Source organism: Parasphingomonas frigoris (assembly GCF_036663815.1).
Taxonomy (GTDB): Bacteria; Pseudomonadota; Alphaproteobacteria; order Sphingomonadales; family Sphingomonadaceae; genus Sphingomonas.
Genome location: NZ_JAXOJQ010000001.1, coordinates 14,401 through 38,557, shown reverse-complemented (window position 1 = coordinate 38,557; position 24,157 = coordinate 14,401). Strand labels below are relative to the sequence as shown.

The window sequence follows — 24,157 nt, the reverse complement described above, 5'->3', positions numbered from 1 at the left end:
CGGGCTCGGCGGCAACAGGAGAAGAACGATGCGAACTGTCTTGATCACCACCACGGCGCTGGCGCTGCTCGGCCTGGCAGCGTGCGACAAGGCCCACGTCGACGCGGTCGGCGCACCGATGGCGCAGGGCGCCCGCGCCGTCGCGATGCTGCGCACCGCCGATGGCGCCGATGTCGGCCGCGCGACGGCGACCGAGGTGACCGGCGGCCTGCGCATCACGCTCGACGTCACCGGAGTCGCACCTGGTACGCATGGCGCGCATATCCATGCCGTCGGCCGCTGCGACGCGCCCGATTTCGCGACCGCGGGTGGCCACTGGAACCCGGCCGGCACCAAGCACGGATCGATGAACGCGCAAGGCCCGCACGAAGGTGACATGCCCAACCTGATCGTCGGCCCGGGCGGCCGCGGGACGATCGGCGCCGTGCTGCCCGGCGCGACGATGGCTGGCCTGCTCGACGCGGACGGCGCCGCGATCGTCGTGCATGACAAGCCCGACGACCTGATGACCGATCCGTCGGGCAATAGCGGCGCGCGCGTCGCCTGCGGCGTGTTCGCCGCAGGCTGATCGTCAGATCGGCTCGCCGGCCTCGCGCGCCCAGGTCTCACGATTGGCCTCTGCGCGCGGGACCAGCTTGTACGCCCCGATCGCGGCAGCGAGCGTGATCGGGGAGGCGAGCAGCAGCGACAGCACGCCGACCGACAGGCTGCCCGACAGCGTCGAGATGCGCCCGGCGAGATACGGGCCCATCGCCAGCCCGAGCAGCGTCGTTCCGATGAAGAAGGTGCCCGTCGCGGTGCCGCGCATCCGCGGCAGCACGAGATCCTGCATCGTCGCGCCCGCCGCGCCGAGCGCGCTGCTCGCGCAGATGCCGGCAACGAACATCGCCGGATAGAAGACCAGCGTCGAGGTGGCGGTGAACGCGAGGATGACGAACGGGATCGGCACCGTCGCGCCGAACAGGATCATCAGCACCCGCCCCGCCGGATTGCGCCGCCGTAACCGGTCCGCCGCGATCCCACCGAGCGTGACGCCGAGGAACCCGCCGAGCGCTCCGCTCGAGCCGACCATCAGCCCGGCCAGCGCGGGCGTCTCGTGCAGCGTGCGCAGCACATAAGGCGAGGCCCAGAAGCTCACCGCATAACTGACGAAGGCGTTGAGACCGTAGGCGACGACCACGCAGAGAAACGCCGGATTGCCGACGATCAGCCGGAAGGTCGGCGGATCGCGCCGCTTCAGCGCGCAGCCCCACGAGAAGACCGCATAGACTCCGATGCCGATCGCGACCCATTGCGGCCACGGCTCGCCAAAGGCGAGCAGGACGCACACCGCGCCGACCACCACGCCGAGCCCGAGCAGGTTGACGAGCAACGCCCGCGCCCCGCCCTGCGCCGCGCCGATCAGCGTCAGCGGCGGCAGGATCGTCACCAGTTCGCCGAGGAACGCCTTGAACGGCGCCGGATGCGCCGGCGGCTCGGGCAGGTTTTCGACCGCGCCGCGGATCGGCTCGCGCAGCGTCGCGATCAGCAAGGCGAGCAGCAGCCCGGGCACCCCGACGATCATGAACGCCGCCTGCCAGCCGTGCAGCCCGAACGGTCCGCCGCCTGGATAGGCCTGGTTCCAGCGCTGCACGATCAGCCCGCCGATGCCGAGCGAGAGACCGCCGCCGACGTACAGCCCGGAGGAATAGATCGCGAGCGCGGTCGCGCGCAGCCGCTTGGGAAAATAGTCCGAGATCAGCGAATAGGCCGACGGACTCGCCGTCGCCTCGCCCACCCCCACGCCGATCCGCGCGCCGGCGAGCATCCCGCCGCTGCGCGCCATCCCCGAAAACGCCGTCATCGCAGACCACAAGGCGAGCCCGAGCGTCATCAAGCGGACCCGGTGCCAATTGTCGGCGAGCCGGCCGAGCGGAATCCCGAACAACGAATAAAACACGCCGAACGCGGTGCCATAGAGGAAGCCGAGATCCTCATCCTTCAAATGCAGGTCGCGCTTGATGTCCTCGGCAAGGATCGAGATGATCTGCCGATCGACGAAATTCAGCACGTAAACGAGGAACAGGACCCCCAGAACATACCAGGCATAAGCGGGCGCGCGCGCTTGCCCTGCGGACGGAAGGCTGGCCATCGATCGTTCCTCTCGGCATTTTCTGCTCTGCCACCTGGCCTAGCAGAGCATACCGGAAATACGAAAGCGATTTCGACCGGGTTCCGGCGCGGCGGCAGCGGAGGCAAACCGAGCGTGCGCACGCCGGCTGGGCTCCGGCGCATTGTTACAAAGTGATGCTGTCGCGCGATCCGCCCGAAACCGTCCTGCGGATTCGCTTGAAATGCCCTCGTCGAGGGCCGATATTGCAGTGATCCGGCACTTGGCCGGTCTTGAGGAGCTTTTCGCAATGGCAAACTGGTCTGATCCCCGTCCGAGCGCATCCGCGTTCCAGACGGCCGGGACCGTTGGCACGGCCACTTACGATGCCGGGCTGCGCAGCTACATGCTGTCGGTCTACAATTACATGCTGTCGGCGGTGCTGCTGACGGGGGTAGTCGCAATGGCCTTTTCGTGGGGCGGGATGGAATCGCCGGCAGCACGCGTGCTGCTCGGTGGCGGGCCGCTCGCCTGGGTGATCATGCTCGCGCCGCTCGGCTTCGTCTTCGGCATGAGCTTCGGCGCGCAGCGCATGTCGCCGGCGACGCTGCAGGCAATGTTCTGGGGCTTCGCGGTCGCGATGGGCCTGTCGCTCTCGACGGTGTTCCTGCGTTATTCGGGCGCGTCGGTCGCACAGGCCTTCTTCGCGACGGCTGCGGCGTTCGGAGGTCTCAGCCTCTACGGCTACACCACCAAGCGCGATCTGTCGGCGTTCGGCACGTTCCTGATCATGGGCTTGGTGGGCCTGATAGTCGCCAGCCTGCTCAACCTGTTCTTCCAGTCGAGCGTGATGACGTTGGTCATCAGCATCGTCGGGGTGCTGCTGTTCGCCGGGCTCACCGCTTACGACACGCAGCGCGTGAAGAGCATGTACGCGCATGTCGCCGGGACGCAGGATGAATCGCGCACGGTGATCATGTCGGCGCTGACGCTGTATCTCGACTTCATCAACATGTTCCTGTTCATCCTGCGCCTGTTCGGGAACCGCAACTAAGCGCTCGCCTACCCTCCTTGATCGGGCCCGACGGATCGCTCCGTCGGGCCTTTTCTTTTGCCCGGACCATAGCGAATGCGCCTCGCGATCGACGTCACGCTCGCCTACACCATCGATGGCGCAGCCGACGTGCTGCTGCTGGTCGAAGCCGCCAAGGGTCCGGACCAGCGGCTCGAGCTGCAGGACCTGCGCGTCTACAGCAACGATCCGATCCGTGCGGTGCCGGGCGAGGACGGCATCGGACAGCGCTGCTGGGCGCGCGCGACAGGTCCGTTCCGCGCCGACTATCGCGCGATCGTCGAGGTCGTGCGCACGCCGATCGCCTTCGCCTCACTCGGCGACACGCCGATCCGGCTGATGCCGCCCGAGACGATCCCCTATCTCCTGCCCAGCCGATACTGTGAATCGGATCGGCTCGAAGGCTTCGTCCAGCAGGAGTTTCCCGGTCTCACCGCCGGGCCGCTCGCCGCCGCATTGAGCGACTGGGTCGCCGGGCATCTGACCTATGCGTGCGGCACGTCGACCGGCACCACCACCGCGATGATGACCTTCGCCGAGCGGCGCGGCGTCTGTCGCGATTATGCGCACCTGCTCGTCGCGCTGGCGCGTGCCGGCGGAATCCCCGCACGCTGCGTTTCGGCCTATGCGCCCGGCGTCGATCCACCCGACTTCCATGCCGTTGCCGAAGTGTGGATCGGCGGGGCATGGCACCTGATCGATGCGACGCGGATGGCGTCGTGCGCCGACCTCGTCCGCGTCGCGGTCGGTCGTGATGCGACCGACATCGCTTTCATGACGGTGTTCGGCACCGCGACCTTCAACCAGCAGACTGTTTCGGTCACGCGCCTGGGCTGACGGAACACCGTAGCCCGCTCGATCGTTTTGTTGCTGGACCATTTCAGGAGAGCGACAATGACCGAAGATACCAAGCTGGTCGACGAAAAGGCCTTGGACGGCATCTCGGTTGCCCCGGGTGAGCCCGAGGAGGGCCACGACATCCACGATCCACGGCAGAATGCCGGGCAGGACGAGTCGATTGCCAAGCGACTCGAGCGCGATCCCAAGAGTGCCGATGCGGCGCGCGACAATGCGCTCGACGAATCGATGGACGCGTCCGATCCGCCCTCGACCAGCAAGCCCGGCGACAATGATACCGCGCCGAAATCGTCGGGCTTCGACCCCGATGCCGAGGCGGCACTCGCCAATAAGGCCTGAAGGAACGCGGCGATCGCGCTAATCTTGCGTAATCGCCGCACCTTAGGTCTTTTCCCGATATTCCCACGCCGTTCATCGCAAGGTATGTTGCGTCGCACCACAAAACGTGGTCGCTTGTATCCGCCGGACGACGGCGCGTTAACCATAGCGTAAAGCCTTGGGGCGCATCGTTGTCCGACTGCACTTGTAGCGCGGGGTGACGTGATGGGTTCTCAAAGGAAGCCGGCCACTGGGGCGATGTCGTTGGCCGAGATGAAGGAATTTGCGAGCTTCGCATCCGCGACGCAACGCTATGTCCGCCGCTCGCTGGATGTCGGCCTCGATCGCGACGATGCGATGAAACGCTGGTCGCGCGATGTCGTCGAAGCCGCCAGCATCCGCGCCCAGGCCCGGCTCTACGCCCGGCTCCCGCAAATCCGCGCCCTGCTCCCCGACGATAGCGGCCTCGACGCGATCGAACCGTTTCTCGCCTCGTTGATGACGGTGACCGCGTTCGATCTCGGCCAGGGACGGCTCACCACCTTCTCGGCTTACCGCTTTCTCTACGAACGCCTCGTCGGCGCCGAGGTGCGGCCATGGCTGCCGGCAGCCTTCTGTTCGGCGGCGGCGCTCCCGCATCTCCATCCCGAGATGCGGCGCACGCTGCTCCAGTCGATCAGCGAAGCCGCGGCGACCGCGTCGGGCTGGTCGAACCGCCAGCCGGCATTCTTCCCCAAATGGGTCGAGAAGGTCGAGACGGCAGCGCTGCCGAACTGAGCATGGCGCCCGCGTGATCGCGGGCGCGAGCCTACCCCCGAACCGCGCGTCCGAGCGGCTCCGAGGTGACGGGATACCCCAGGTCGTCGGCGATGCAGAGATGCTCGACCCCGTCGCGTTCCTCGATCCACGGCGTGACCGTGCGGATCGCGTGCGCCGCGGCATGCGCGACCGCCTCGTCGAAACTACCGAATTGCGCGAGCCGCTCGAGGTTGCGCCGCGTCGGAAAGATGATCTTCGCCCACCCCGCATCCGCCGCCGCGAGCACCTCCTGTGCGCTCGACCAGAAGACGTGGACGTTCTCGGTATCATCGACGACCGCCGGCGGCGCATCCGCCGGCAGGCGCGCAAGGTAGAAGCGCGTATCGAAGATCCGCCGTTCGGCATGCGCCGGCACCCACCGTGCGAACCCGGTCAACGCCGCAGGATCGAGCGCAAGACCGAGATCGCGCAGCATCGCGCCGAACGTCGCGCCGGCATGGAGCCCGGCGCGCAACGCGGCCAGCGTCGTCGGCGCGATCGCCGGCAGGCCGACCGCCACGCCAACCTCCTCGATCGTCTCGCGAATCGCGCCAATGCGGGCGGCGGTGTCGTCGGGGTCGCCGCCGAGTTCGAGCGCGAGCGCGCGGTCACCCGGGTCGATCCGCCCACCGGGAAAGACCAGCGCGCCGCCTGCGAACACCATCGCCTTCGACCGTTCGACGAACAGCAGCTCCGGCGCCCCCTCCCCCTCGCGGAACAGCACCAGCGTCGCGGCGGGGATCGGTTCGCTCATGTCCGGAACGCCCAGCGTAACGTGCTCGCGACGCCGAAGGTACCGGCGCGGATCAGCGGGACACCCAGCCCCGGCTGCGCAAGCCCGTGCATCGTCCGCGCCCACCCGGGCAGCAGGTCGACGCCCGCCTGCAGCGTGATCGCCTGGAACGGCCCGGCGGCGAGCGACGGCGCGGGCTGCCCGAGCAGCACCGTGGCGACGTCCCGCGTGCGCGCATCGACGCGCAGGTCGCCGCGCATCGACTGGAGAATCGCCTCGGCCTCGGCGCGGGTATGCGGGATCGGCGACACGCCGAGCGGCTCGGCGATCCGCGCCATCTCGGCGACGTAGCGGTCCTGGTCGGCGCGGCGCATCGACGGCTCGCCATAGCGGATCCAGCCGTCGAGGAAGCTCAGCACCTCGCAGACATGCACCCAGGCGAGCAGCGCGGGATCGCCCGCCTGATACGGCGTACCGTCGGGCAGCGTGCCGCCGACATGGTCGTGGATCCGCCGCACCTTGGCGAGCATCGCGCGGGCATCATCGGGCGCACCGAAGGTCGTCACCGCGATGAAGCGTGCGGTCCGGCGCAGGCGCCCCTGCATGTCGTCACGAAAGCCCGAATGGTCCCACACGCCGGCGAGCACTTTTGGGTGGAGCATCTGCAGCAGCAGCGCAGCGATACCCCCGACCAGCATCGTCGTGACGTCCCCATGCACGCGCCAGGCGACCGAATCGGGCGGAAACAGCGCGTCCATGCGGCGCTCGACCGGCTTTTCGCCGCGCGTCTTGTCGTTGAACAGCGCGCGCACCTGCCCGACGATCAACCCCTTGAGCGGGCGGGACAGGCGATCGGCGGGTGACATGACGGACATGATGCCTGAATGGTCGACCGGCCGATAGGGTCCACGGCTCGGCACGTCGGTCGGCGCTCAGCTCGGAGAAGGCGTGGTGGAGCTGAGCGGAATCGAACCGCTGGCCTCTGCAGTGCGATTGCAGCGCTCTCCCATCTGAGCTACAGCCCCGCACCACGCCGAACCGCCGTCCGGGCGGAGATTCCGCCATAGCGACGCTTTTTCAGCGACGCAACACACCACCGCCGGTCACCGCGCTTTTCGCTGCGACCAAGCGCGTGCGCGATGCGCCGGTCCGTTTCGTCGCGCCCGTAACGAACGGAACGGATAGGCTTTTCCTGCGCTTTTAGCCCCAGCCACATCGACACGCGGCACCGCGTGCGGAGCGGCCTCACCGTCTCAGGAGGACGTTATCATGGGTTATGAACGCTATCCCCGAAACAGCTCGGGTGGGTATGACGATCGCGACCAGCGCCAGGACTATGGCCGCGGCAGCTACGGATCCAACCGCGACCCCAATCGTGATCACGGCGGGCGCGGCGACAGCCAGCCATGGGGCGCGTACGACGAATTCGGCCAGCGCGACCGGTATAGCGACGACGGCCAAAACGAGCGCGCGTCGCGCTATCGCCGTGACGGCGGCTTCCAGGGTCAGGACAGCTATGGTCAGGGTAACGCCAGCCAGGGCAGCTACAGCCAGAGCGGCTATCGCCAGGGCGGCAGCCAGGATGATCGCTACGGCGCGCGCGATTATGGTCGCCCCGACATGTACGGCAACCGCGATCGCTTCCAGCCAGACCGCGCCCAGCAGGACCGCGGATCGCAGGGGAACCGCGGCCAGCAGGGCTACGGACGCCAGCCGCAGGGCTACGACTATGACGAGCGCGGCTTCTTCGACCGTGCGGGCGACGAAGTCCGCTCCTGGTTCGGCGACGATGAGGCGAACCGTCGCCGCGATCTCGACGCGCGCTATGACGAGCAGCGCTATGGCACCTCGCACGGCGACGACCATTATCACAACTGGCGCCGCACGCAGATCGAGGCGCTCGACCGCGATTATGACGAGTATCGCCAGGAGAATCGCACCAAGTTCGACAGTGAATTCGGCACGTGGCGCAACCAGCGCCAGACCCAGCGCGGCTCGCTGTCGCAGGTGACCGAGCATATGGAAGTCGTCGGCTCGGACGGCGCGCATGTCGGGACGGTCGACAAGGTGCGTGGCGATCGCATCATCCTCACCAAGACCGATGCCGATGCCGGTGGCCGCCACCATTCGATCCCGTCGCGCTGGCTCCACTCGGTCGACACCCGCGTGACGATCTCGAAGACCGCCGATGACGCCAAGGCGCATTGGCGCGACGAGGAACGCAACCAGGCCTTCTTCAACGAGGACGGGTCGCACAAGGACCAGGAAGTCGGCACGACGAGCCAGGCGTCGAGCTGGAGCACGTCGCGCACATCGTAAGCGCTGAGCGTCCGCGCTCGTGAATGAGCCCCTCTCCCGCCCGCGGGAGAGGGGCTTTTTCGTTGCCAACGCTCGCGCATCGGCATACCCCACCTTCGAATTTGATGAGGAGGCTTATAATGACTCGTGCCTGGACCCTGAAATCCCGCCCCAACGGCATGCCCGTTGCGAGCGATTTCGAACTGATCGACACGCCCACCGCCGCGCTCGGCGACGGGGATGTGCGCGTCGCCAACCGTTTTCTCTCGGTCGATCCGTATATGCGCGGCCGGATGAACGACGTGAAATCCTACGTTCCGCCCTTCGTGCTCGGCGATCCGATGCAGGGCGGCGCGATCGGCGAAGTGGTCGAGAGCCGCGCCGAGGGCTTGGCCGTCGGTGATCTCGTCCAGCACATGCTCGGCTGGCGCGACGAAGCCGTGCTCCCCGCCAAGCAGGTGCAGAAGCTCCCCGACCTCGGCGTACCGCCACAACAATTTCTTGGTCTGCTCGGCATGCCCGGGATGACCGGCTATTTCGGCCTGCTGCATGTCGCCGAGGCAAAGCCCGGCGACGTCGTGTTCGTGTCCGCCGCCGCCGGCGCGGTCGGCTCGACCGTGGTGCAGGTCGCCAAGGCCAGCGGGATGACGGTGATCGGCTCGGCCGGCGGTGCCGACAAATGCGCGCTGGTGACCGATCTCGGTGCCGACGCGGTGATCGATTATAAGAGCGAGGGGCCGCTGGTGAAGAAGCTGCTCGCCGCGCTGCAGGGGCTCGGCAAGGACGGCATCGACGTCTATTTCGACAATGTCGGCGGCGACCATCTCGATGCCGCGCTCGCCACCGGCAACCTCCACGCGCGCTTCGCGATCTGCGGGATGATCGACGTCTACAATTCGTCGAAGCCGACCGAACTGCGCTATCTCGCGCGGCTGATCGGGATGCGGATCCGCATGACCGGGCTGCTGGTCAGCGACCATATGAACAAGGCCGATGAATTCTACCGCGTGATGGGGGGCTGGCTCGCCGAGGGCAAGCTCAAGAACCAGGAGACGGTGTTCGACGGCCTCGAGGCGACGCCGGATGCCTTCCTCGCGCTGTTCAGCGGCGGGAACACCGGCAAGATGCTGGTAAAGCTGTAAACGCTCAGGTGTCCCACCCCCGTTCGCCCTGAGCCTGTCGAAGGGCACCTCTCAGCAGGTAAACACTCCGCCTGCTGAGGGCAGGGCTTCGACAAGCTCAGCCCGAACGGGTTTAGATGAGCACTCGACCGAAACCTATGCTTGCCCTCTCCCGCGACCGCGGGAGAGGGCATCGCGCGCTTCAGAGCGCGCCCGAGAAGGTGTCGCATTGCGCAGGGTCGCCGCTCTCGAGCCCCTTGCGCAACCACGCCATCCGCTGCGCCGACGTCCCGTGCGTGAAGCTGTCGGGCACGACGCGGCCCTGCGACTGCTTCTGCAACGTGTCGTCGCCGATCGCATTGGCGGCGGTCATGCCTTCCTCGATATCGCCATTTTCGAGCCGATCCTTATTCTGCGCGGCCCACACGCCGGCATAGCAATCAGCCTGCAGCTCAAGCTTGACCGAGGCCTGGTTGCCCTCGACTTGGCTGCCGCGCTGCTGGATCGACGCGACCTGATCGGACGTGCCGAGCAGATTCTGGATGTGATGCCCGAATTCGTGCGCAATCACATAATCCTGCGCGAAATCGCCCTTCGCGCCGAAGCGATTGGCGAGCTCGGCGAAGAAGCTCGTGTCGAGATAGATGCCCTGGTCACGCGGGCAGTAGAACGGCCCCATCGCGCTCTGCGCCGCGCCGCAACCCGAGCGGCCATTGCCGCCATAGAAGACGAGCTTGGGCTGCTGGAACTGCTTGCCTTCGCGCTGGAAGATCGAGCCCCACGTCTTGTCGGCCGAGCTGAACGCGTTGCACGCCGCCTTGCTCTCGGCATTGACCGTGCAGCTCGCCGCGGCACCCTTGCCGCCGCTCGGCTGGCCGACTTGCTCGGTCGGTGCTGACAACTGGCTCCCGCCGCCGAGCATGCCGAGACCGCCGCCGAAGAAAAACAGCACAGCGAGCAGAATCGCGACGCCGCCACAGCCGAACCGGCTGAACACCATCGGCACCAGCCCGAGCAAAAGCCCGCCGCCGCCACCGAAGCCACCGCCGCCGCCTTGGCCGCGCTGGTCCTCGACGTTGATATTGGGATCGAAATCGTCGAGGCGCATCGTGTCACTTCCCGGGGTCGTTGCCGCTGCGGCATGAATGCTTGGCGGCCGCAGTTGTTGCAAGCCGGTGTTGATCGCGACCGCCAAGTCGCGCATGTCGGGGCGATGGCAGACGCAGACACGATCCGGCCGAAGCGCAAGGCGAAGGCCCTTCCCCTCCCCGACTGCGTCGCGCTGGTCCTGCAGGGCGGCGGTGCGCTCGGCAGCTATCAGGCCGGCGTGATCGAGGGGCTGGCGGCGAGCGGGATCGAGATCGATTGGGTCGCGGGCATCTCGATCGGCGCTATCAACGCCGCGATCGTCGCGGGCAACCCGCCCGAGCGGCGGGTCGAACGGCTCAATATCTTCTGGGACAAGATGACCTCGGCACTACCGAGCTTCCCGATCTTCCCCGACGACCGGATCCGCGAATTTCTCCACGAATGGTCGGCCGGCTTCGTGCTGGCGACGGGGGTTCCGGGCTTTTTCCGCCCGCGCACGGTGTCACCGATGTTCGCCGCGCCGGGCACGCCCGCAGCGATGAGCTACTACGATTCGGCGCCGCTCAAGGAGACGCTCGACTCGCTGATCGACTGGGATCTGCTCAACCACGGCCCAGTCCGCCTGTCGGTCGGCGCGGTCGATGTCGAGAATGGCAATTTCCGCTATTTCGACACCACCGATACGGTGATCGACGCGCGCCACATCATGGCGTCAGGTGCGCTGCCCCCCGGCCTCCCGCCGATCGAAATTGACGGGCGGCTGTGGTGGGACGGTGGCCCGGTGTCGAACACCCCGCTGACGCATGTGCTCGACCACCAGCAGGGCGCCCTGCTCGCCTTCCAGATCGATCTGTTCCCCGCCGCAACCGAGCGCCCGCGCACGATCATGGACGTGATGGCGCGCGAAAAAGAGATCCGCTTCTCGAGCCGCACGCGCCAGGTCTCCGACCAGGTGATGCGGATCCGCAAGGACCGTGAGCTCGCCCGGCGCGTGCTCGCCAAGCTGCCGACTGCGCTGCACGACGATCCTGACGTCATGGCGCTGCGCGCGCAATCGAACGAGGATCCGGTCAACCTCGTCCACCTCATCTACCGCGCCAATGCGTGGGAGGGCGGCAGCCGCGACTTCGAATTTTCCGCCCGGACGATGCGCGAGCATTGGGAGGCCGGCCAGGAGGCCGTCGCCGAGACGATGGCCAATGCGCAACTCGTCGCCGAGAATATCGAGACGGGCAAGAGCGCCTCGTTCGATCTCACCGTCAAACGCATCCCCCTTCCCTGACCATCACGGAGAGTTCCATGTTCCTCAAGGGCAAGACTGCCATCATCACCGGCTCGACCTCGGGCATCGGGCTCGAATATGCCAAGGTCTTCGCAGCCGAGGGCGCCAGCGTCGTCATCAACGGCTTCGGCGATGCTGCCGCGATCGAGGCGGAGCGCGCCAAGCTCGAAGCGACCAGTGGCGCCCGCGCGCTCTACGATGCCGCCGACATGACTAAGCCCGAAGAGATCGCCGCGCTCGTCGCGCGCTGCCATGCCGAGCTCGGTGGGCCCGACATCATCGTCAACAACGCCGGCATCCAGCACGTCGCGAAAATCGAGGATTTCCCCGCCGACAAGTTCGAGGCGATCATCAAGATCAACCTCAACTCGGCCTGGTACATGATGCAGGCCGCCGTACCGCTGATGAAAGCGGCGAAGTGGGGCCGGATCATCTCGACCGCCTCGGCGCATTCGCTCGTCGCGAGCCCCAACAAGTCGGCCTATGTCATGGCCAAGCACGGCCTTGCCGGCCTGACCAAGACGATCGCGCTCGAAACCGCGACCGATGGCATCACGGTCAACTGCATCTCGCCCGGCTATGTCTGGACGCCATTGGTCGAGAGCCAGATCCCCGACACGATGGCGGCGCGCGGGCTGACGCGCGACCAGGTGCTCAATGACGTGCTGCTGGCGGCGCAGCCGACCAAGGAATTCGTTACGCCGGCACAGGTCGCCGCGCTGGCTTTGTTCCTGTGCCGCGACGAGGCCGCGTCAATCACTGGCGCAAACCTCTCGATGGACGGCGGCTGGACGGCCGGCTGACGCGGCCGCACCCGATCTTTGCAACCTTGCCGAGCCGTGGGTCGTTGGGCTCAGGTCGCAACGAAAGAACGGTTTCCTTGAAGATATTTGCCCAGATCCTGGGGTCGTCGCTGTGCGCGCTCCCCTTCGGCTTGCTCGGCGGTTGCGGCGGTAAGACGACGCAGACGATCCAGCCACGGATCGCGTCGCCCCGCGCGCTGGTCGGCCTGCCGACCGATGCGACCGACTGGCGGCGCGTTGCTACCGTCGCCGACCGGCGTCGGTTGCGCGGATGGCGACAGGCGTGGATCGATGCGCTGGCCAAGGTCTCGACCAGCGCCAACGCCGCCGTGATCGCGAGCGACCCCGACCTGTTCGATCCCGATCGCGCGCTGTCCGAGGCGACGCCGCCGCCAGGCGCCTATCGCTGCCGCGTGATCAAGCTCGGCGCGAACGGCACCGCGATGCGCAACGTCACGGCCTATCCCGCGGTCGATTGCCACGTCACCGCAGAGGGCAGCGTCTCGGCGCTCTACAAGGTCTCGGGGGCGCAGCGACCGGTCGGGCTGGTCTATCCGGACTCGGCGGCGCGCAGCGTCTTTCTCGGCACGATGGTGCTCGGCGACGAGACCAAGCCGCTCAACTACGGGCAGGACATCAACCGCGACCTCGCCGGCTATGTCGAGCGCATCGGCACGCGTCGCTGGCGCCTGGTCCTGCCGCGCCCGCGTTTCGAATCGCTGCTGGACGTGGTCGAGATCGTTCCCGCCCGGCGCGGTTGATCCGCCGCGCGGCTCAGTCCGTCGGCGCCGTCGGCAGGACCGCGGCGTCCTCGCGCCGCTCGGGACGGATATAGATGGACGACAGCATCGGCTCGGCGGCCTTCAGCTCGGTCTCGATCCGCTCGATCAGCAATTCGGCCTCACCCATCGTCAGCGAATCGCGGAAATCGGCACTGATCGCGACGAAGATGCTCTCGGGCGCGGTGTGGATCGTGCGGACGTGGTTGACCGCGGTGATCTCGGGCCGGCGATCGACGATCGCGCGAACCTTGGCGACGATCTCGGGATCGGCCCCCTCGCCGATCAGCAGCCCTTTCGCCTCGCGCGCCAGCAGCACCGCGACGATGCCCAGCACCAGCCCGATCACGATCGAGGCAATGCCGTCGATCCGCGGATCGTCGAGCAGCATGCTCGCGGTTACGCCGACCGCTGCGATGATCAGCCCGGCGAGCGCCGCCGAATCCTCGAACAGCACGATGAAGCCCGCCGGATCCTTCGACTGGCGTACCGCAACCCACCAGTTCCGCCCGCGATTGGCAGCGGCGAATTCGCGGATCGCGAAAAACCAGGAGCCGCCCTCGAGCGCGAACGAGACGGCGAGGACGATATAGTTGATCAGCGGGTCGCGCAGCGGTTCGGGATGCTTGAAATGCTCCCAGCCTTCATAGATCGAGACGCCCGAGCCGACCGCGAAGATCAGGATCGCGACGACAAAGCTCCAGAAATACAGTTCGCGGCCGTAGCCGAACGGATGCGCCTGATCGGGCGGCCGGCGGCCACGATGCTGGCCGTAGAGCAGCAGCACCTGATTGAAGCTGTCGACCACCGAGTGGAAGCCCTCGGTCAACATCGACGACGACCCGGTCAGCGCGGCAGCGATGAACTTGGCGACCGCGATCCCGAGATTGGCGACCAGCGCTGCGATGATGACGAAGTTCGAGCCGCTCTGCTTGCTTGCGGACATAATGGATGCTCCCTTTGCGCGGCTGCATATGCGCGTAGACCAGGCGAGGCCAATTCGAAACCCGCCATCGGGAAAGGGCCGGTGACGCCGCATCAATCGATTGCAACGTTCATTCGGTTAACAGACAAAGTAAAGATAGAGCGACCGTTCCGCCTTTACTTCATAAAATATGTAATTTGGCCATAACAGACGGCGACACCGCCGGGAGCGATCGGCAGCGATGATGCGATCTGGTGACGCTACATGCCGCCGAAGCCTTCGCTGCGGCGCCCCGAAGCTAAAACATTATACGATCTACAGAATTTCCGCAAAAAAATGCACGAGCGACGCTTGGCTGGTTCGCACGGAATCGTGCGTTCCCGTAAGTATTGAACCTTTTCTGGATGGGTCAGCCGGCCCCGCAGCCAAGCGCGCGGCAGAAGTTTCAGAGTTTGATGTTATTTATCAATAACTTAATATAATTGTCTTTCACAGCGTCAAGTCGTCGCACCGTTCAATCAGATGCTGCAGCGCACATTAAGACAGGCCTAGCGCATAGTCGTAATTTGTGCGCATGATGCAACCTATTATAGTATCATTGTTTCTATTGGTAGCGTTGCTTAAAGGGAGTGTGACGGCATGTTGTCAGATATTGTTCCCGCCCATCGTGTGTCCGCGGCGGATTTCGTGCGTAGCTTCGGGATCTGGCGCGAGCGCGCGAGTGAGACACCCGTTACCATCACCAACCACGGTCGTGACACGCATGTTCTGTTGTCGTCACGCGCGTTCGCAGAAATCTCCAGCGATGCCAGACTACCGCAACAGTCGGACAGCGCCTATTCCAGCATGAATGCTTTGTTTGACCGATTTCGCGACGGTGTCGTGATCGTCGACCAGGATCTCATTGTGAGGCGGGCCAATGCCGCGGCATGCGACTTTTTCAAATTAAGCTCGACCGAGTTGCAGGGCGCGCCGCTCGACCGGGCTATTCCCAAGCTCAAGGAGTCGTTCGCGTTGCGCAACATCGCACGGACACTGTCCTTCGGCGAACGATCGGCGACCGATGTTCCTTCGGTAACGAAACCCGGCATCTGGCTCCATATGGAGACCTTTCCGGTCGATGAGGGCGCCGCAATTTTCTTTCGCGACATTACCGGCGACGTCGAGGCTAACAGATCGGCCGACGTGAAGCAGGCGATCATCGAGGCAGTCGGGGTTGATGGGCGCCTCGGCCATGCGCGCATTTCCCCGCGCGAGATGATCGAGGGCGTCGATCGCGTACTGTGCGACCTGCTCGGGCTAAGCGAGGACGCGATGCGGCGCGTCAAATTCTCGACGATCGTGGTGCCGCGCAACCGCGTCGCGTTTCACGACGCGCTCGAAACGGTGTTCCGTCACGAGGGCCCCGCCCGCATCGATACCTGCCTCTTCGCCAATTCGGGGCTCGAACTTCCCGTTCGCCTGTCGATCGTCGAACTGCGCGGCGAATATGCGACCGAGGGCGCGGTGATCGCAGTCATGCTGCTCGACCAGCAGCGACACTGAATCGATGCACGGCGCATCGCTGGGCGACATGGCCTCGGTGCGCCAAAATACACAAAGTCGAAGCAATCTTCGTAACATCTCCGAGAAATAAGCCGAAACGATCGTTCGACGCCTACGATTACTGCGTATAATCCAGCTTTGGCGTGCTTGAACACGTAACAACCTGTTTTCATAGTCCGAATTAATACAGTGCCATGCGAAGCGCACGGCACTTTCCGGTAACAGCCCCCCACTCCGTCGATCCACATCTTGTGGAGAAGACGTCGGGAAGTGCCGTGTCCTGCTTCGCTGCAGTCCATTGGTAATGAGTGCTGTTCACCGCGTAATCGGAACTGTCTTCACTTTGGCCGGCATCACTTCTAATGCAGCCGGCGCCCAGACTATAGTATCGCCGGCTGAAGCGGGTACGGTCATCACCAATATCGCGACGCTGAACGTCGGCCGGGATACCGCGCAGACCGTCATATCGTCGAACCCCGCGCATCTCACCGTCGCCGAACGTCTTGACGTGGCCTTGCAAGCCGCCAGCCCGACCGCCGCCATCCCGGTCGGCATTGCCGCACTCCCGTTCCTGCTGACCAATCGCGGCAATGGCAGCGAGGCCTTCGCCCTCGCGGGCCAGCTCAGCGGCATCGACGCGACGATCCAGGGCTTCGCGATCGATCGCAATGGCGATGGCGCATTCGATCCGGCGGTCGATCTCGCGATCGCACAAGCCGGCGTCACCCCGACGCTCGCGGCGGGCCAGTCGCTCGCGCTGCTCGTGTTGCTGCACAGCAACGTCGTCAGCACGGCTGGCACACTGACGCTCCGCGCGGCCGCCGTGACCGGATCGGGCGCGCCCGGCATGCTCTTCGCCGGACGGGGCGATGGCGGTGCCGACGCGATCGCCGGCCCGACCGGAGCAGCCGCCACGCTCGGTATCGCCCTCGCCGTGGTCGATGGCAGCGGCGGCAGCGGCGGCGATCAGGCGATCACGCTGGTCAAGTCGCAAGCGGTGGCGGGCCCCAACGGCGCATCGACCCCCACCCCGGGCGCGACGATCACCTACACGATCGTCGCGACCTTCGCGGGATCGGGCCGCTCGCCCGCGGCGCGGCTGATCGATCCGATCCCGGCCGGCACAACCTACGTGGCCGGCAGCCTCAACCTCGACGGCACGGTCCTCTCGGATGCCGCCGATGCCGACGCCGGCCGCGTCGACACCGCTGGCATCGCCGTCGCGCTCGGCGACGTCGCCGCCCCGGCCACGCACACCGTCACGTTCAAGGTCACCATCCAATGAGGAGCTTTCCGATGTTTTCCAGACTCTTGGTCGGCGCCGTCGCGCTGACAGCTGCGGTGCCGGCGTTCGCTGCTCCGGTCGAGATCACCGCCAGGGTCCTGCTCGAACAGCGCCAGGCCGCGGCCGACGGTACGACACGCACCGTGCTGATGCCCGCCGCAAAGATCATTCCGGGGGACCGGATCGTCTATCGCATCGAATATCGCAACACCGGCAGCGTCGCCGCGAGCGGCGTGGTGGTCGCCAATCCGATCCCCGCGCAACTGCAATATGCTGGCCCGGCAGAGGGCAGCCCCGCTCCCGAAGTCTCGACAGATGGCTCGGCGTTCGGCGCACTCGGGCAACTGCGCGTGCGCAGCGCCGACGGCACGCTGCGCCCCGCCGCGCTCACCGACGTGCGCGTCGTGCGCTGGCGCCTGGGCGCGCCAGTCGCCGGCGGTAGCAGCGGCAAGCTCGCGTTCCGCGCCATCCTCAAGTGATTTTCGAACTGCCGATTAACAAGGGGAATATCATGTCGTCACATCGAACGCGCGTCACCTTCCTGACAGGGGCCGCACTGGCGGCCTTGGGCGCGACACCGGCTTTTGCTCAGACGGCGCCGCCCGCGGGCACCACATCGGGGACGGTCATCACCAACCAGGCGACCGTCAGCTACTCGATCGGCGGATCGCCCGCGTCGGTCACCTCGAACGCCGCCACCTTCCTGGTCGATAAGAAGGTCGACCTCACCGTGGCGGCGGTCAACACGCCGACCTATGTCGCGATCGGCAGCAACGATCAGGTGACGACCTTCACCGTCACCAACAACACCAACGCGATCCAGGATTTCCGGCTCGAGGCGTCGACCACTGCGCTGACCATCCCGCTGCTCGGGACCGGTGACTTCACCCCGACGACGGTGCGGGTGTTCGTCGATTCGAACGACAACCACGTCTATGACGCCGCCGACACGCAGACCTTCATCAACGAGCTCGCGCCCGACGCGACGATCAACGTCTTCATCGTCGCCAACATCCCCAACACGGCCGGGATCCGCAACGGTATCGTCGCACTCAACGCGGTCGTCGCGGCGGGCGGCTCGGCGGGCCTCGGGGCCGACCTCGTCGCGACCTCGACGCTCGCGGCCGACAATCCCAACGCCGTCGACATCGTGTTCGCCGATGCCGCCGGCCCGCTGCTGACGCTCGATGGCGCCCGCGACGGACATAAGGTCGCCTTCAACCAATATGTCATCGACAATGCCGCGATTGCGTTGGCCAAGACCTCGCGGGTCATTTCCGATCCGATCAATCTGCTGCTCAATCCCAAGGCAATCCCAGGCGCGACGGTCGAATATTGCCTGACCGCGAGCAATGCCGGCCCGGGGACCGCCTCCGGCGTAACCCTGGCCGACGCGATCCCGGCGAACACCACCTACGTTGCCAATTCGATCGTCTTCGGCACCGCCGGGCCGCTCGGCACCTGCATCCTTCTCCAGACCGGTACCGGCACGTTCGACGGTACGACGGTCCGCGCGACTTTGGGCACTCTGACACCGTTAGTGCCGCTCGCAGCTTCCTTCCGCGTCACGATCAACTGACCGCGTAAGGAATCCGTCCCCGGCGCGCGCCCCCCCCTCTCATGCGCGCCGGGGATGGAACCCCGATGGCTGGATTCCGCCGCCTTTCCCTTGGCATCGCCCTCGCGTGCGCGATCGCCGGCTCGTTCACGAGCCCGGTGCGCGCGCAGACGCAGGCGACGATCCGCAACACCGCCGCGCTCCTCGTCGGACCGCCGGGGCGTGAGCGCACCGTCACGTCCAACACCGTCACGCTCGACCGCAGCAAGCGGCCGACGGTGATCAGTTTCCGCCGCTTGCCGCCCGGCTATGACCTGTCGGGCCAAGCGTGCCTGCCAGGGGCGCCCCCCACCTTCCGCACCGCCCCCGTTTCTGCCGACGAGCTCGATCGCGCCCCGCCGCTGGTATCGCTCGATCTGCACAATCCCTTCATCCAGGTGATCGAGGCGCCCGGGGAAAATCACGATCCGACGCGAAGCGAGACGGTGACGCTCGACGTGATGCGCGGCGACAGCGGGATCGCGGTGACGCTGCGCGAGACGGCCCCCGACAGCGGCGTTTTCGCCGGCGGCGTGCCCGCGGCGATGGAAGATGCGACCACCGCGGCCTGCGACCTGAGTTACCTGCGCAAGGGCACGATCACGCTCAGCTTCGCGGGCAGCGATTCGAGCTTCGGCTCGACCTATTCGATCCTGATCGATCCGCTCGGCTACGTCTTCAACGCAAAGACCGGCGCGGTGATCGACGGCGCGACCGTCACGCTGCTCGACGCCGCGACCGGAGCGCCGGCGGCACAGGTGTTCGGCGACGACGGGATCAGCCGCTATCCCAACCGCGTGACCTCGGGCGGCAGCGTCACCGATGCGCGCGGGACGGTCTACACCTTCCTGCCCGGCCAATTCCGCTTTCCGCTCGTGCCCGCCGGGCAATATCGTCTCCAGGTCGAGCCCCCCGCGGGCTTTACCGCGCCGTCGACTGCGTCGACCGAGGCGATCGCCGCGCTGAAAGGGCCCGATGGCGCCTACCTGATCGGCGACGGATCGTTCGGGCGCGCCTTCACCGTCGCCGGCGCCGCCCCGGTGCAGGTCGACGTGCCCGTCGATCCCCCCGCCGGGACCGGCGCGTTGCTGATCGAGAAGACCGCCTCGATCCGCGAGGCGTCGCCGGGTGATTTCGTACAATATCGGCTCGACCTGCGCAGCATCGGCACCGAGCCGGCGCGCACGATCAGCATCGACGACGCGCTGCCGCAAGGCTTGCGCTACAAGGTCGGCTCGACGCGCGGTGCTAGCGAGGCGGTGGTTTCGCCCGATGGTCGCGGGATGCGCTTCACGCTGCCGAGCCTCGCTGCCGGCATGAGCACGTTCATCACCTATCTCGTTGAAATCACGCCCGGAGCTCCCGTCGGCGAGGCGGTCAATCGCGCCACCGCGCAGGCGCCCGGTTTCTCGCGCAGCAACGAGGCGAGTGCACCCGTGCGAATCCGCCCATTGCTGTTCACCGACGCACTGACGCTGATCGGCCGCATCACCGAGGGCAATTGCGCCGACCCGGCGCGCCGCCGTAAGGGCATTGCCAACATCCGCCTGCTGATGGAGGATGGCAGCTACGTCCTGACCGATCGCGACGGGCTCTACCATTTCGAGGGCGTCCGTCCGGGCACGCACGTCGTCCAGATCGACCCCGCGAGCATCCCGAAAAGCTATCTCCCCGTCGCGTGCGACCGCGACACGCGCGCCGCCGGAAGCGCCACGTCGCGCTTCGTCGAGGGCCAGGGCGGCGGCGTCCAGCGCGTCGATTTCCAGCTGCGGCCGTCGGGGATCGCCGCTGATGCGGCCGATGCGCTGCCGATCACCGTGCTCGCCGATCCGATAGCGGCGGGCCACCGCGACGATTGGCTCGCCGCGGCGACCCCCGGCACCGACTGGCTGTTCCCGCAGGCCGATCACAATCCGCGCGCGCCGGTCGTCCGCGCCGTGATCAAGCATGCGCCCGGCCAGCGCGTCGCGCTGCGGCTCAACGGCGCGGTGGTCGAACCGCTCAATTATGACGGCACCGACGACGACAAGGCGCGCGGCGTCGCGGTGTCGCGCTGGACCGGGCTCGCGCTCACCGATGGCGACAACCAGCTCGAAGCGCGCGTGCTCAACGCCGATGGCAGCGTCGCGACGACGCTGACGCGCAGCGTGCATTACGCCAACATGCCGTCGCGCGCGACGCTCGCCGCCGACGTCTCGCGGCCGATCGCCGACGGCATGACCCGTCCACTGATCGCGGTGCGCGTGACCGATCGCGACGGCCACCCGGTCCGCGCCGGCACCCCCGTCCCCTACCGCGTCGATTCGCCCTATTTCGCCGCGCAGGAGGCCGGCGCGCAGCAGGGCCGTCAGCTCGCCGGGATCGAGCGCGTCAAGACGCTCGCGCATGTCGTCGGCGACGACGGGCTTGCCTTCGTCGCGCTCGAGCCGACGCGCCAGCCGGGTGCGGTGCGGATCGTCATCACCACCAAGCAGGACGGGCTGACGCAGGACAGCGAGATCAAGACCTGGCTGAGCGCCCCCGCGGGCAAGTGGGTCGTCGTCGGCTTCGGCCGCGGGACGATCGGCTACGACACGCTGTCGCGCGCCAAGGGCCTCGGCAAGGGCCGCAACGACGTCGTCACCGACGGACAGCTCGCACTCTATGCCAAGGGACGGATCAAGGGCGCGTGGCTGCTGACCGCCGCTTACGACAGCGACCGCCGCGTCGATCGCGATCGCGGGCTGCTCGGGGTGATCGACCCCAACCGCTATTACACCGTCTATGGCGACGGCACCCAGCAGGCGTACGACGCCCCGACGCAGGGCAAATTGTACCTGCGGCTCGAGCGCCGCTCCTTCTACGCGCTGTACGGCGATTTCGAGACCGGGCTGACCGACACCAAGCTGATGCGCTATAGCCGCACGATGAGCGGGTTCAAGGCCGAGCTCGGCACCGACCGAGTCCGCGCCACCGCCTTTGCTGCCAAGGACGACCAGCTCTACGGCCGCGACGAAATCCAGGGCAATGGCCTGTCGGGCCCCTATCGCCTCTCGGCGCGCGACATCGTCCCCAACAGCGATAAGGTGCGGATCGAGACGCGCGACCGCTATCGCTCGGACCGGATCGTCGACACGCGCACGCTCGTCCGCCACATCGACTACGATATCGACGCGGTCGGCGGCACGCTGCGCTTCCGCGAGCCGATCCTCAGCCGCGACAGCGCGCTCAACCCCAACTTCATCGTCGTCGAATATGAGACAGAAAAGGGCACGCGCAGCCTCGCCGCCGGCGGCCGCGCGGCGGTCAAGCTCGGCAAGGTCGAGCTCGGCGCCAGCGTGCTGCGCGACGAATCGATCGGCAAGGCGACCGTCGCCGGTGTCGACCTGCGCGTTCGCCCGATGCGCGACACCGAGATCCGCGCCGAAGCGGCGACCGGCGGGCGCCAGGGCCTCAAGACCGGCCAGGCCTATCTGTTCGAGGCCGAGCATCATGGCAGCCGCGCCGACATCCTCGCTTATTATCACCGCCAGAGCGACGGCTACGGCGTCGGCCAGCAGAATTTCGGCGAGGCCGGAACGCAGAAGACCGGCATCGACGCGCGTTATCGCTTCACGCAGGCGCTGCAGGCGACGGTCTCGGGCTGGTACGAGCGCGACCTGGTCGGCAGCGGGCGGCGCCTGTCGGCCGATGCGCGGCTCGAATTCCGCCGCTCGAACGGGCTCGCCTTCATCGGCGCGCAGATCGCCGCCGATCGCGGGCTCGACGGGGTGCGCCGCCAGTCGCAATTGCTTACGGTTGGCGGGTCGCAGGACATTCTCGGCGGCGCGGTGACGCTCAACGCGCAGGGCCAGGTCGCGCTCGGCGGCGATCCGGCGAGCGTCGACTTCCCGGCACGCCAGCATTTCGGCGCGACGTGGCGGATCACCGACAGCGTGCGCCTCGTCGGCGACATGGAATATGCCAAGGGCAAGACCTTCACCGCGCATACCGGGCGGCTCGGCTTCGATCTCGCGCCATGGGCCGGCGCGCATCTGCTGACCACGCTCAACCAGGGCAAGTTCGCCGAGAATGGCACGCGCAGCTTCGCGCAATATGGGCTGAGCCAGTCGCTGCCGCTGGGCCAGCGCTGGACGATCGACGCGACGGTCGATTCGAGCCAGACGATCACCGGCGCCGCGGCCAAGGCCGGCGCGGTCAATCCGTTCCAGCCGCTCGCGGCGGGCGGAGGGGTGACCGCGCAGAACGGGCTCAACGGCGATTTCACCGCGACCACGCTCGGCGCGACCTATCGCTCGCCGCTGTGGTCGTGGAACGGCCGGCTCGAATATCGCACCGGCCAAGGCGAGCGGCGCGTCGGGCTGACGAGCAACCTCTTGCGCGCGCTCGGCGCGGGCAACACGCTCGCCTCGAGCATCCAGGCCTACCGCATCCGCCAGGCCAACGGTGCGCTGGTCACTTCGGCGCAAGGCGACCTCGCGCTCGTGCTGCGCCCGCTCGACAGCCGCTGGTCGCTGCTCGAACGCTTCGAACTGCGCCATGAGGCGGCGGGGATCGGCTCGCTGTCGAACAACAGCCTCGCCGTGCCGACCTTCGCGCAAGGCGACCAGACGACATCGCGCGCGATCAACAATCTCGCGCTCAACTATCGCACCGGCAACGAAGGCGTCGGCCACGGGTTCGTGGCGACCGCGTATTACGGCGCGAAATATGTGCGGGGGCGCTATGCCGACGAGACGATTGCCGGGTTCATCGACGTGATCGGGGTGGAAATGCGCAAGGATGTCGGGCGGCACTTCGACATTGGCGGCAATGTCAGCGTGCAACATGCCTGGACGAGCAAGACGCTGGCTTACTCGGCCGGTCCCTCGATCGGGGTGTCGCCGGCCAATGCGCTGTGGGTGACGGCGGGGTACAATGTGGCGGGGTTTGTGGATCGTGATTTCGAGGCGGCGCGCTGGACGCGCAAGGGGCCGTATCTGACGCTGCGGCTGCGGCTCGAACAATCGTTCCTCGGCGCGGCGGCGCGCGCGCTGGGAGTCCGCCGGTGATGCGCCCCCTCCTCGCCCGCCGACTGCTCGCCCTGGTCGCAACGTTTGTCGCCGCGCCGCTGGTCGCAGCGCCGCTGACCGTCAGCAAGACCTCTCAGGTGATCAGCGATCCGCAGGCGGACCTCGCGCCCAAGGCGGTGCCCGGCGCCGCGGTCGACTATACCGTAACGATCACCAACCCGGTGGCGAATGGGCTGGCGACGGTCAACGGCATGACCTTCACCGATGCGATCCCCGCCAACACGAAGTTGCGCGTGGCCGATTATGGATTGCTCAATTCGGGCCCGGTCGCATTCACCGCCGGGCTGAGCCTGCTGAGCTACAGCTTCACGTCGTTCACCGACGACGGCGACAGTTTGAGCTTCTCGGCCGACAATGGCGCGACCTGGAAATATCGCCCCTCCCCCGATGCCGCGGGCTACGATGCGCGCGTCACCAACATCCGCGTGGTGGCGAGCGGCGCGCAATTGTCGGGAACGACCTTTTCGATCAAGTTTCGTGTCATGGTGAAATGAGCACGCCCCATCTCCGCGTG

At 66.8% G+C, this 24,157-nt stretch carries 21 protein-coding genes and 1 tRNA gene; 16 read left to right on the top strand and 6 right to left on the bottom strand.

Annotation, left to right across the window (positions count from 1 at the left end; genetic code table 11):
• The first annotated feature begins 28 nt into the window (after positions 1-28).
• Positions 29-568: a superoxide dismutase family protein gene (locus U1872_RS00175; protein ID WP_332790867.1), complete on the top strand. Its 540-nt coding sequence runs from the start codon at positions 29-31 to the stop codon at positions 566-568.
• Between the two features lie 3 nt (positions 569-571).
• Here U1872_RS00175 and U1872_RS00170 read toward each other — a convergent pair whose 3' ends face one another.
• Entirely contained in the window at positions 572-2,131 is a 1,560-nt protein-coding gene (locus U1872_RS00170; RefSeq protein ID WP_332790866.1) for a spinster family MFS transporter, read from the bottom strand.
• Between the two features lie 268 nt (positions 2,132-2,399).
• Between U1872_RS00170 and U1872_RS00165 the strand changes: the two genes are divergently transcribed.
• The 4 genes from U1872_RS00165 to U1872_RS00150 all read left to right on the top strand — a co-directional run bounded on the left by U1872_RS00165 (position 2,400) and on the right by U1872_RS00150 (position 5,114).
• Positions 2,400-3,143 (top strand): Bax inhibitor-1/YccA family protein, encoded by a 744-nt coding sequence (locus U1872_RS00165; RefSeq protein ID WP_332790865.1) that lies wholly within the window; start codon positions 2,400-2,402, stop codon positions 3,141-3,143.
• Between the two features lie 75 nt (positions 3,144-3,218).
• A complete protein-coding gene (locus tag U1872_RS00160) occupies positions 3,219-3,998 on the top strand; it encodes a transglutaminase-like domain-containing protein (RefSeq protein WP_332790864.1) in 780 nt (259 codons plus the stop codon).
• 57 nt (positions 3,999-4,055) lie between these two features.
• Positions 4,056-4,358, top strand: coding sequence for a hypothetical protein (locus U1872_RS00155; RefSeq protein WP_332790863.1), 303 nt, complete (start codon positions 4,056-4,058; stop codon positions 4,356-4,358).
• A 204-nt stretch (positions 4,359-4,562) separates the two neighbouring features.
• Positions 4,563-5,114: a hypothetical protein gene (locus U1872_RS00150; protein ID WP_332790862.1), complete on the top strand. Its 552-nt coding sequence runs from the start codon at positions 4,563-4,565 to the stop codon at positions 5,112-5,114.
• Between the two features lie 31 nt (positions 5,115-5,145).
• On the opposite strand, the gene U1872_RS00145 is transcribed toward U1872_RS00150, so the two are convergent.
• The 3 genes from U1872_RS00145 to U1872_RS00135 all read right to left on the bottom strand — a co-directional run bounded on the left by U1872_RS00145 (position 5,146) and on the right by U1872_RS00135 (position 6,893).
• Positions 5,146-5,889, bottom strand: a complete 744-nt coding sequence (locus U1872_RS00145; RefSeq protein ID WP_332790861.1) for an NUDIX hydrolase — start codon at positions 5,887-5,889, stop codon at positions 5,146-5,148.
• Positions 5,886-6,734, bottom strand: a complete 849-nt coding sequence (locus U1872_RS00140; protein ID WP_332791788.1) for an oxygenase MpaB family protein — start codon at positions 6,732-6,734, stop codon at positions 5,886-5,888. Before U1872_RS00140 ends, U1872_RS00145 begins: the two co-directional genes overlap by 4 nt.
• Before the next feature lie 83 nt (positions 6,735-6,817).
• Positions 6,818-6,893: transfer RNA gene (locus U1872_RS00135), tRNA-Ala, on the bottom strand.
• A 244-nt stretch (positions 6,894-7,137) separates the two neighbouring features.
• On the opposite strand from U1872_RS00135, the gene U1872_RS00130 reads away from it, so the two are divergent.
• Positions 7,138-8,187 carry a DUF2171 domain-containing protein gene (locus tag U1872_RS00130; protein WP_332790860.1) on the top strand — a complete coding sequence of 350 codons (1,050 nt, stop codon included), beginning with the start codon at positions 7,138-7,140 and terminating at the stop codon, positions 8,185-8,187.
• A gap of 119 nt (positions 8,188-8,306) precedes the next feature.
• Positions 8,307-9,308: an NADP-dependent oxidoreductase gene (locus U1872_RS00125; RefSeq protein WP_332790859.1), complete on the top strand. Its 1,002-nt coding sequence runs from the start codon at positions 8,307-8,309 to the stop codon at positions 9,306-9,308.
• A 181-nt stretch (positions 9,309-9,489) separates the two neighbouring features.
• Here U1872_RS00125 and ypfJ read toward each other — a convergent pair whose 3' ends face one another.
• Positions 9,490-10,395 carry a KPN_02809 family neutral zinc metallopeptidase gene (gene ypfJ, locus U1872_RS00120; RefSeq protein ID WP_332791787.1) on the bottom strand — a complete coding sequence of 302 codons (906 nt, stop codon included), beginning with the start codon at positions 10,393-10,395 and terminating at the stop codon, positions 9,490-9,492.
• A 105-nt stretch (positions 10,396-10,500) separates the two neighbouring features.
• Here ypfJ and U1872_RS00115 point away from each other — a divergent pair, with 105 nt between their 5' ends.
• The 3 genes from U1872_RS00115 (at position 10,501) to U1872_RS00105 (ending at position 13,222) form a co-directional block, all read left to right on the top strand.
• Entirely contained in the window at positions 10,501-11,658 is a 1,158-nt protein-coding gene (locus tag U1872_RS00115) for a patatin-like phospholipase family protein (protein ID WP_332790858.1), read from the top strand.
• Between the two features lie 17 nt (positions 11,659-11,675).
• Positions 11,676-12,461 carry a 3-hydroxybutyrate dehydrogenase gene (locus U1872_RS00110; protein WP_332790857.1) on the top strand — a complete coding sequence of 262 codons (786 nt, stop codon included), beginning with the start codon at positions 11,676-11,678 and terminating at the stop codon, positions 12,459-12,461.
• 77 nt (positions 12,462-12,538) lie between these two features.
• A complete protein-coding gene (locus U1872_RS00105) occupies positions 12,539-13,222 on the top strand; it encodes a DUF4893 domain-containing protein (protein WP_332790856.1) in 684 nt (227 codons plus the stop codon).
• A 13-nt stretch (positions 13,223-13,235) separates the two neighbouring features.
• On the opposite strand, the gene U1872_RS00100 is transcribed toward U1872_RS00105, so the two are convergent.
• Positions 13,236-14,186 (bottom strand): cation diffusion facilitator family transporter, encoded by a 951-nt coding sequence (locus tag U1872_RS00100; RefSeq protein ID WP_332790855.1) that lies wholly within the window; start codon positions 14,184-14,186, stop codon positions 13,236-13,238.
• Between the two features lie 618 nt (positions 14,187-14,804).
• Here U1872_RS00100 and U1872_RS00095 point away from each other — a divergent pair.
• From U1872_RS00095 to U1872_RS00070, 6 genes are all read left to right on the top strand, one after another.
• The gene (locus tag U1872_RS00095) at positions 14,805-15,710 is read left to right on the top strand and encodes a PAS domain S-box protein (protein WP_332790854.1); all 906 of its coding nucleotides are present in this window, start codon (positions 14,805-14,807) and stop codon (positions 15,708-15,710) included.
• A 343-nt stretch (positions 15,711-16,053) separates the two neighbouring features.
• Positions 16,054-16,995 carry a hypothetical protein gene (locus U1872_RS00090; RefSeq protein WP_332790853.1) on the top strand — a complete coding sequence of 314 codons (942 nt, stop codon included), beginning with the start codon at positions 16,054-16,056 and terminating at the stop codon, positions 16,993-16,995.
• A gap of 11 nt (positions 16,996-17,006) precedes the next feature.
• Positions 17,007-17,474 (top strand): hypothetical protein, encoded by a 468-nt coding sequence (locus U1872_RS00085; RefSeq protein ID WP_332790852.1) that lies wholly within the window; start codon positions 17,007-17,009, stop codon positions 17,472-17,474.
• A 32-nt stretch (positions 17,475-17,506) separates the two neighbouring features.
• Complete coding sequence (locus U1872_RS00080; protein WP_332790851.1) at positions 17,507-18,574, top strand: hypothetical protein; 1,068 nt, start codon at positions 17,507-17,509, stop codon at positions 18,572-18,574.
• Positions 18,575-18,639: 65 nt separating this feature from the next.
• On the top strand, positions 18,640-23,622 hold the full coding sequence (locus U1872_RS00075) for a hypothetical protein (RefSeq protein WP_332790850.1): 4,983 nt from the start codon (positions 18,640-18,642) through the stop codon (positions 23,620-23,622).
• Entirely contained in the window at positions 23,622-24,137 is a 516-nt protein-coding gene (locus tag U1872_RS00070) for a hypothetical protein (protein ID WP_332791786.1), read from the top strand. The genes U1872_RS00075 and U1872_RS00070 overlap by 1 nt, the downstream gene beginning before the upstream one ends.
• Positions 24,138-24,157: the final 20 nt, after the last annotated feature.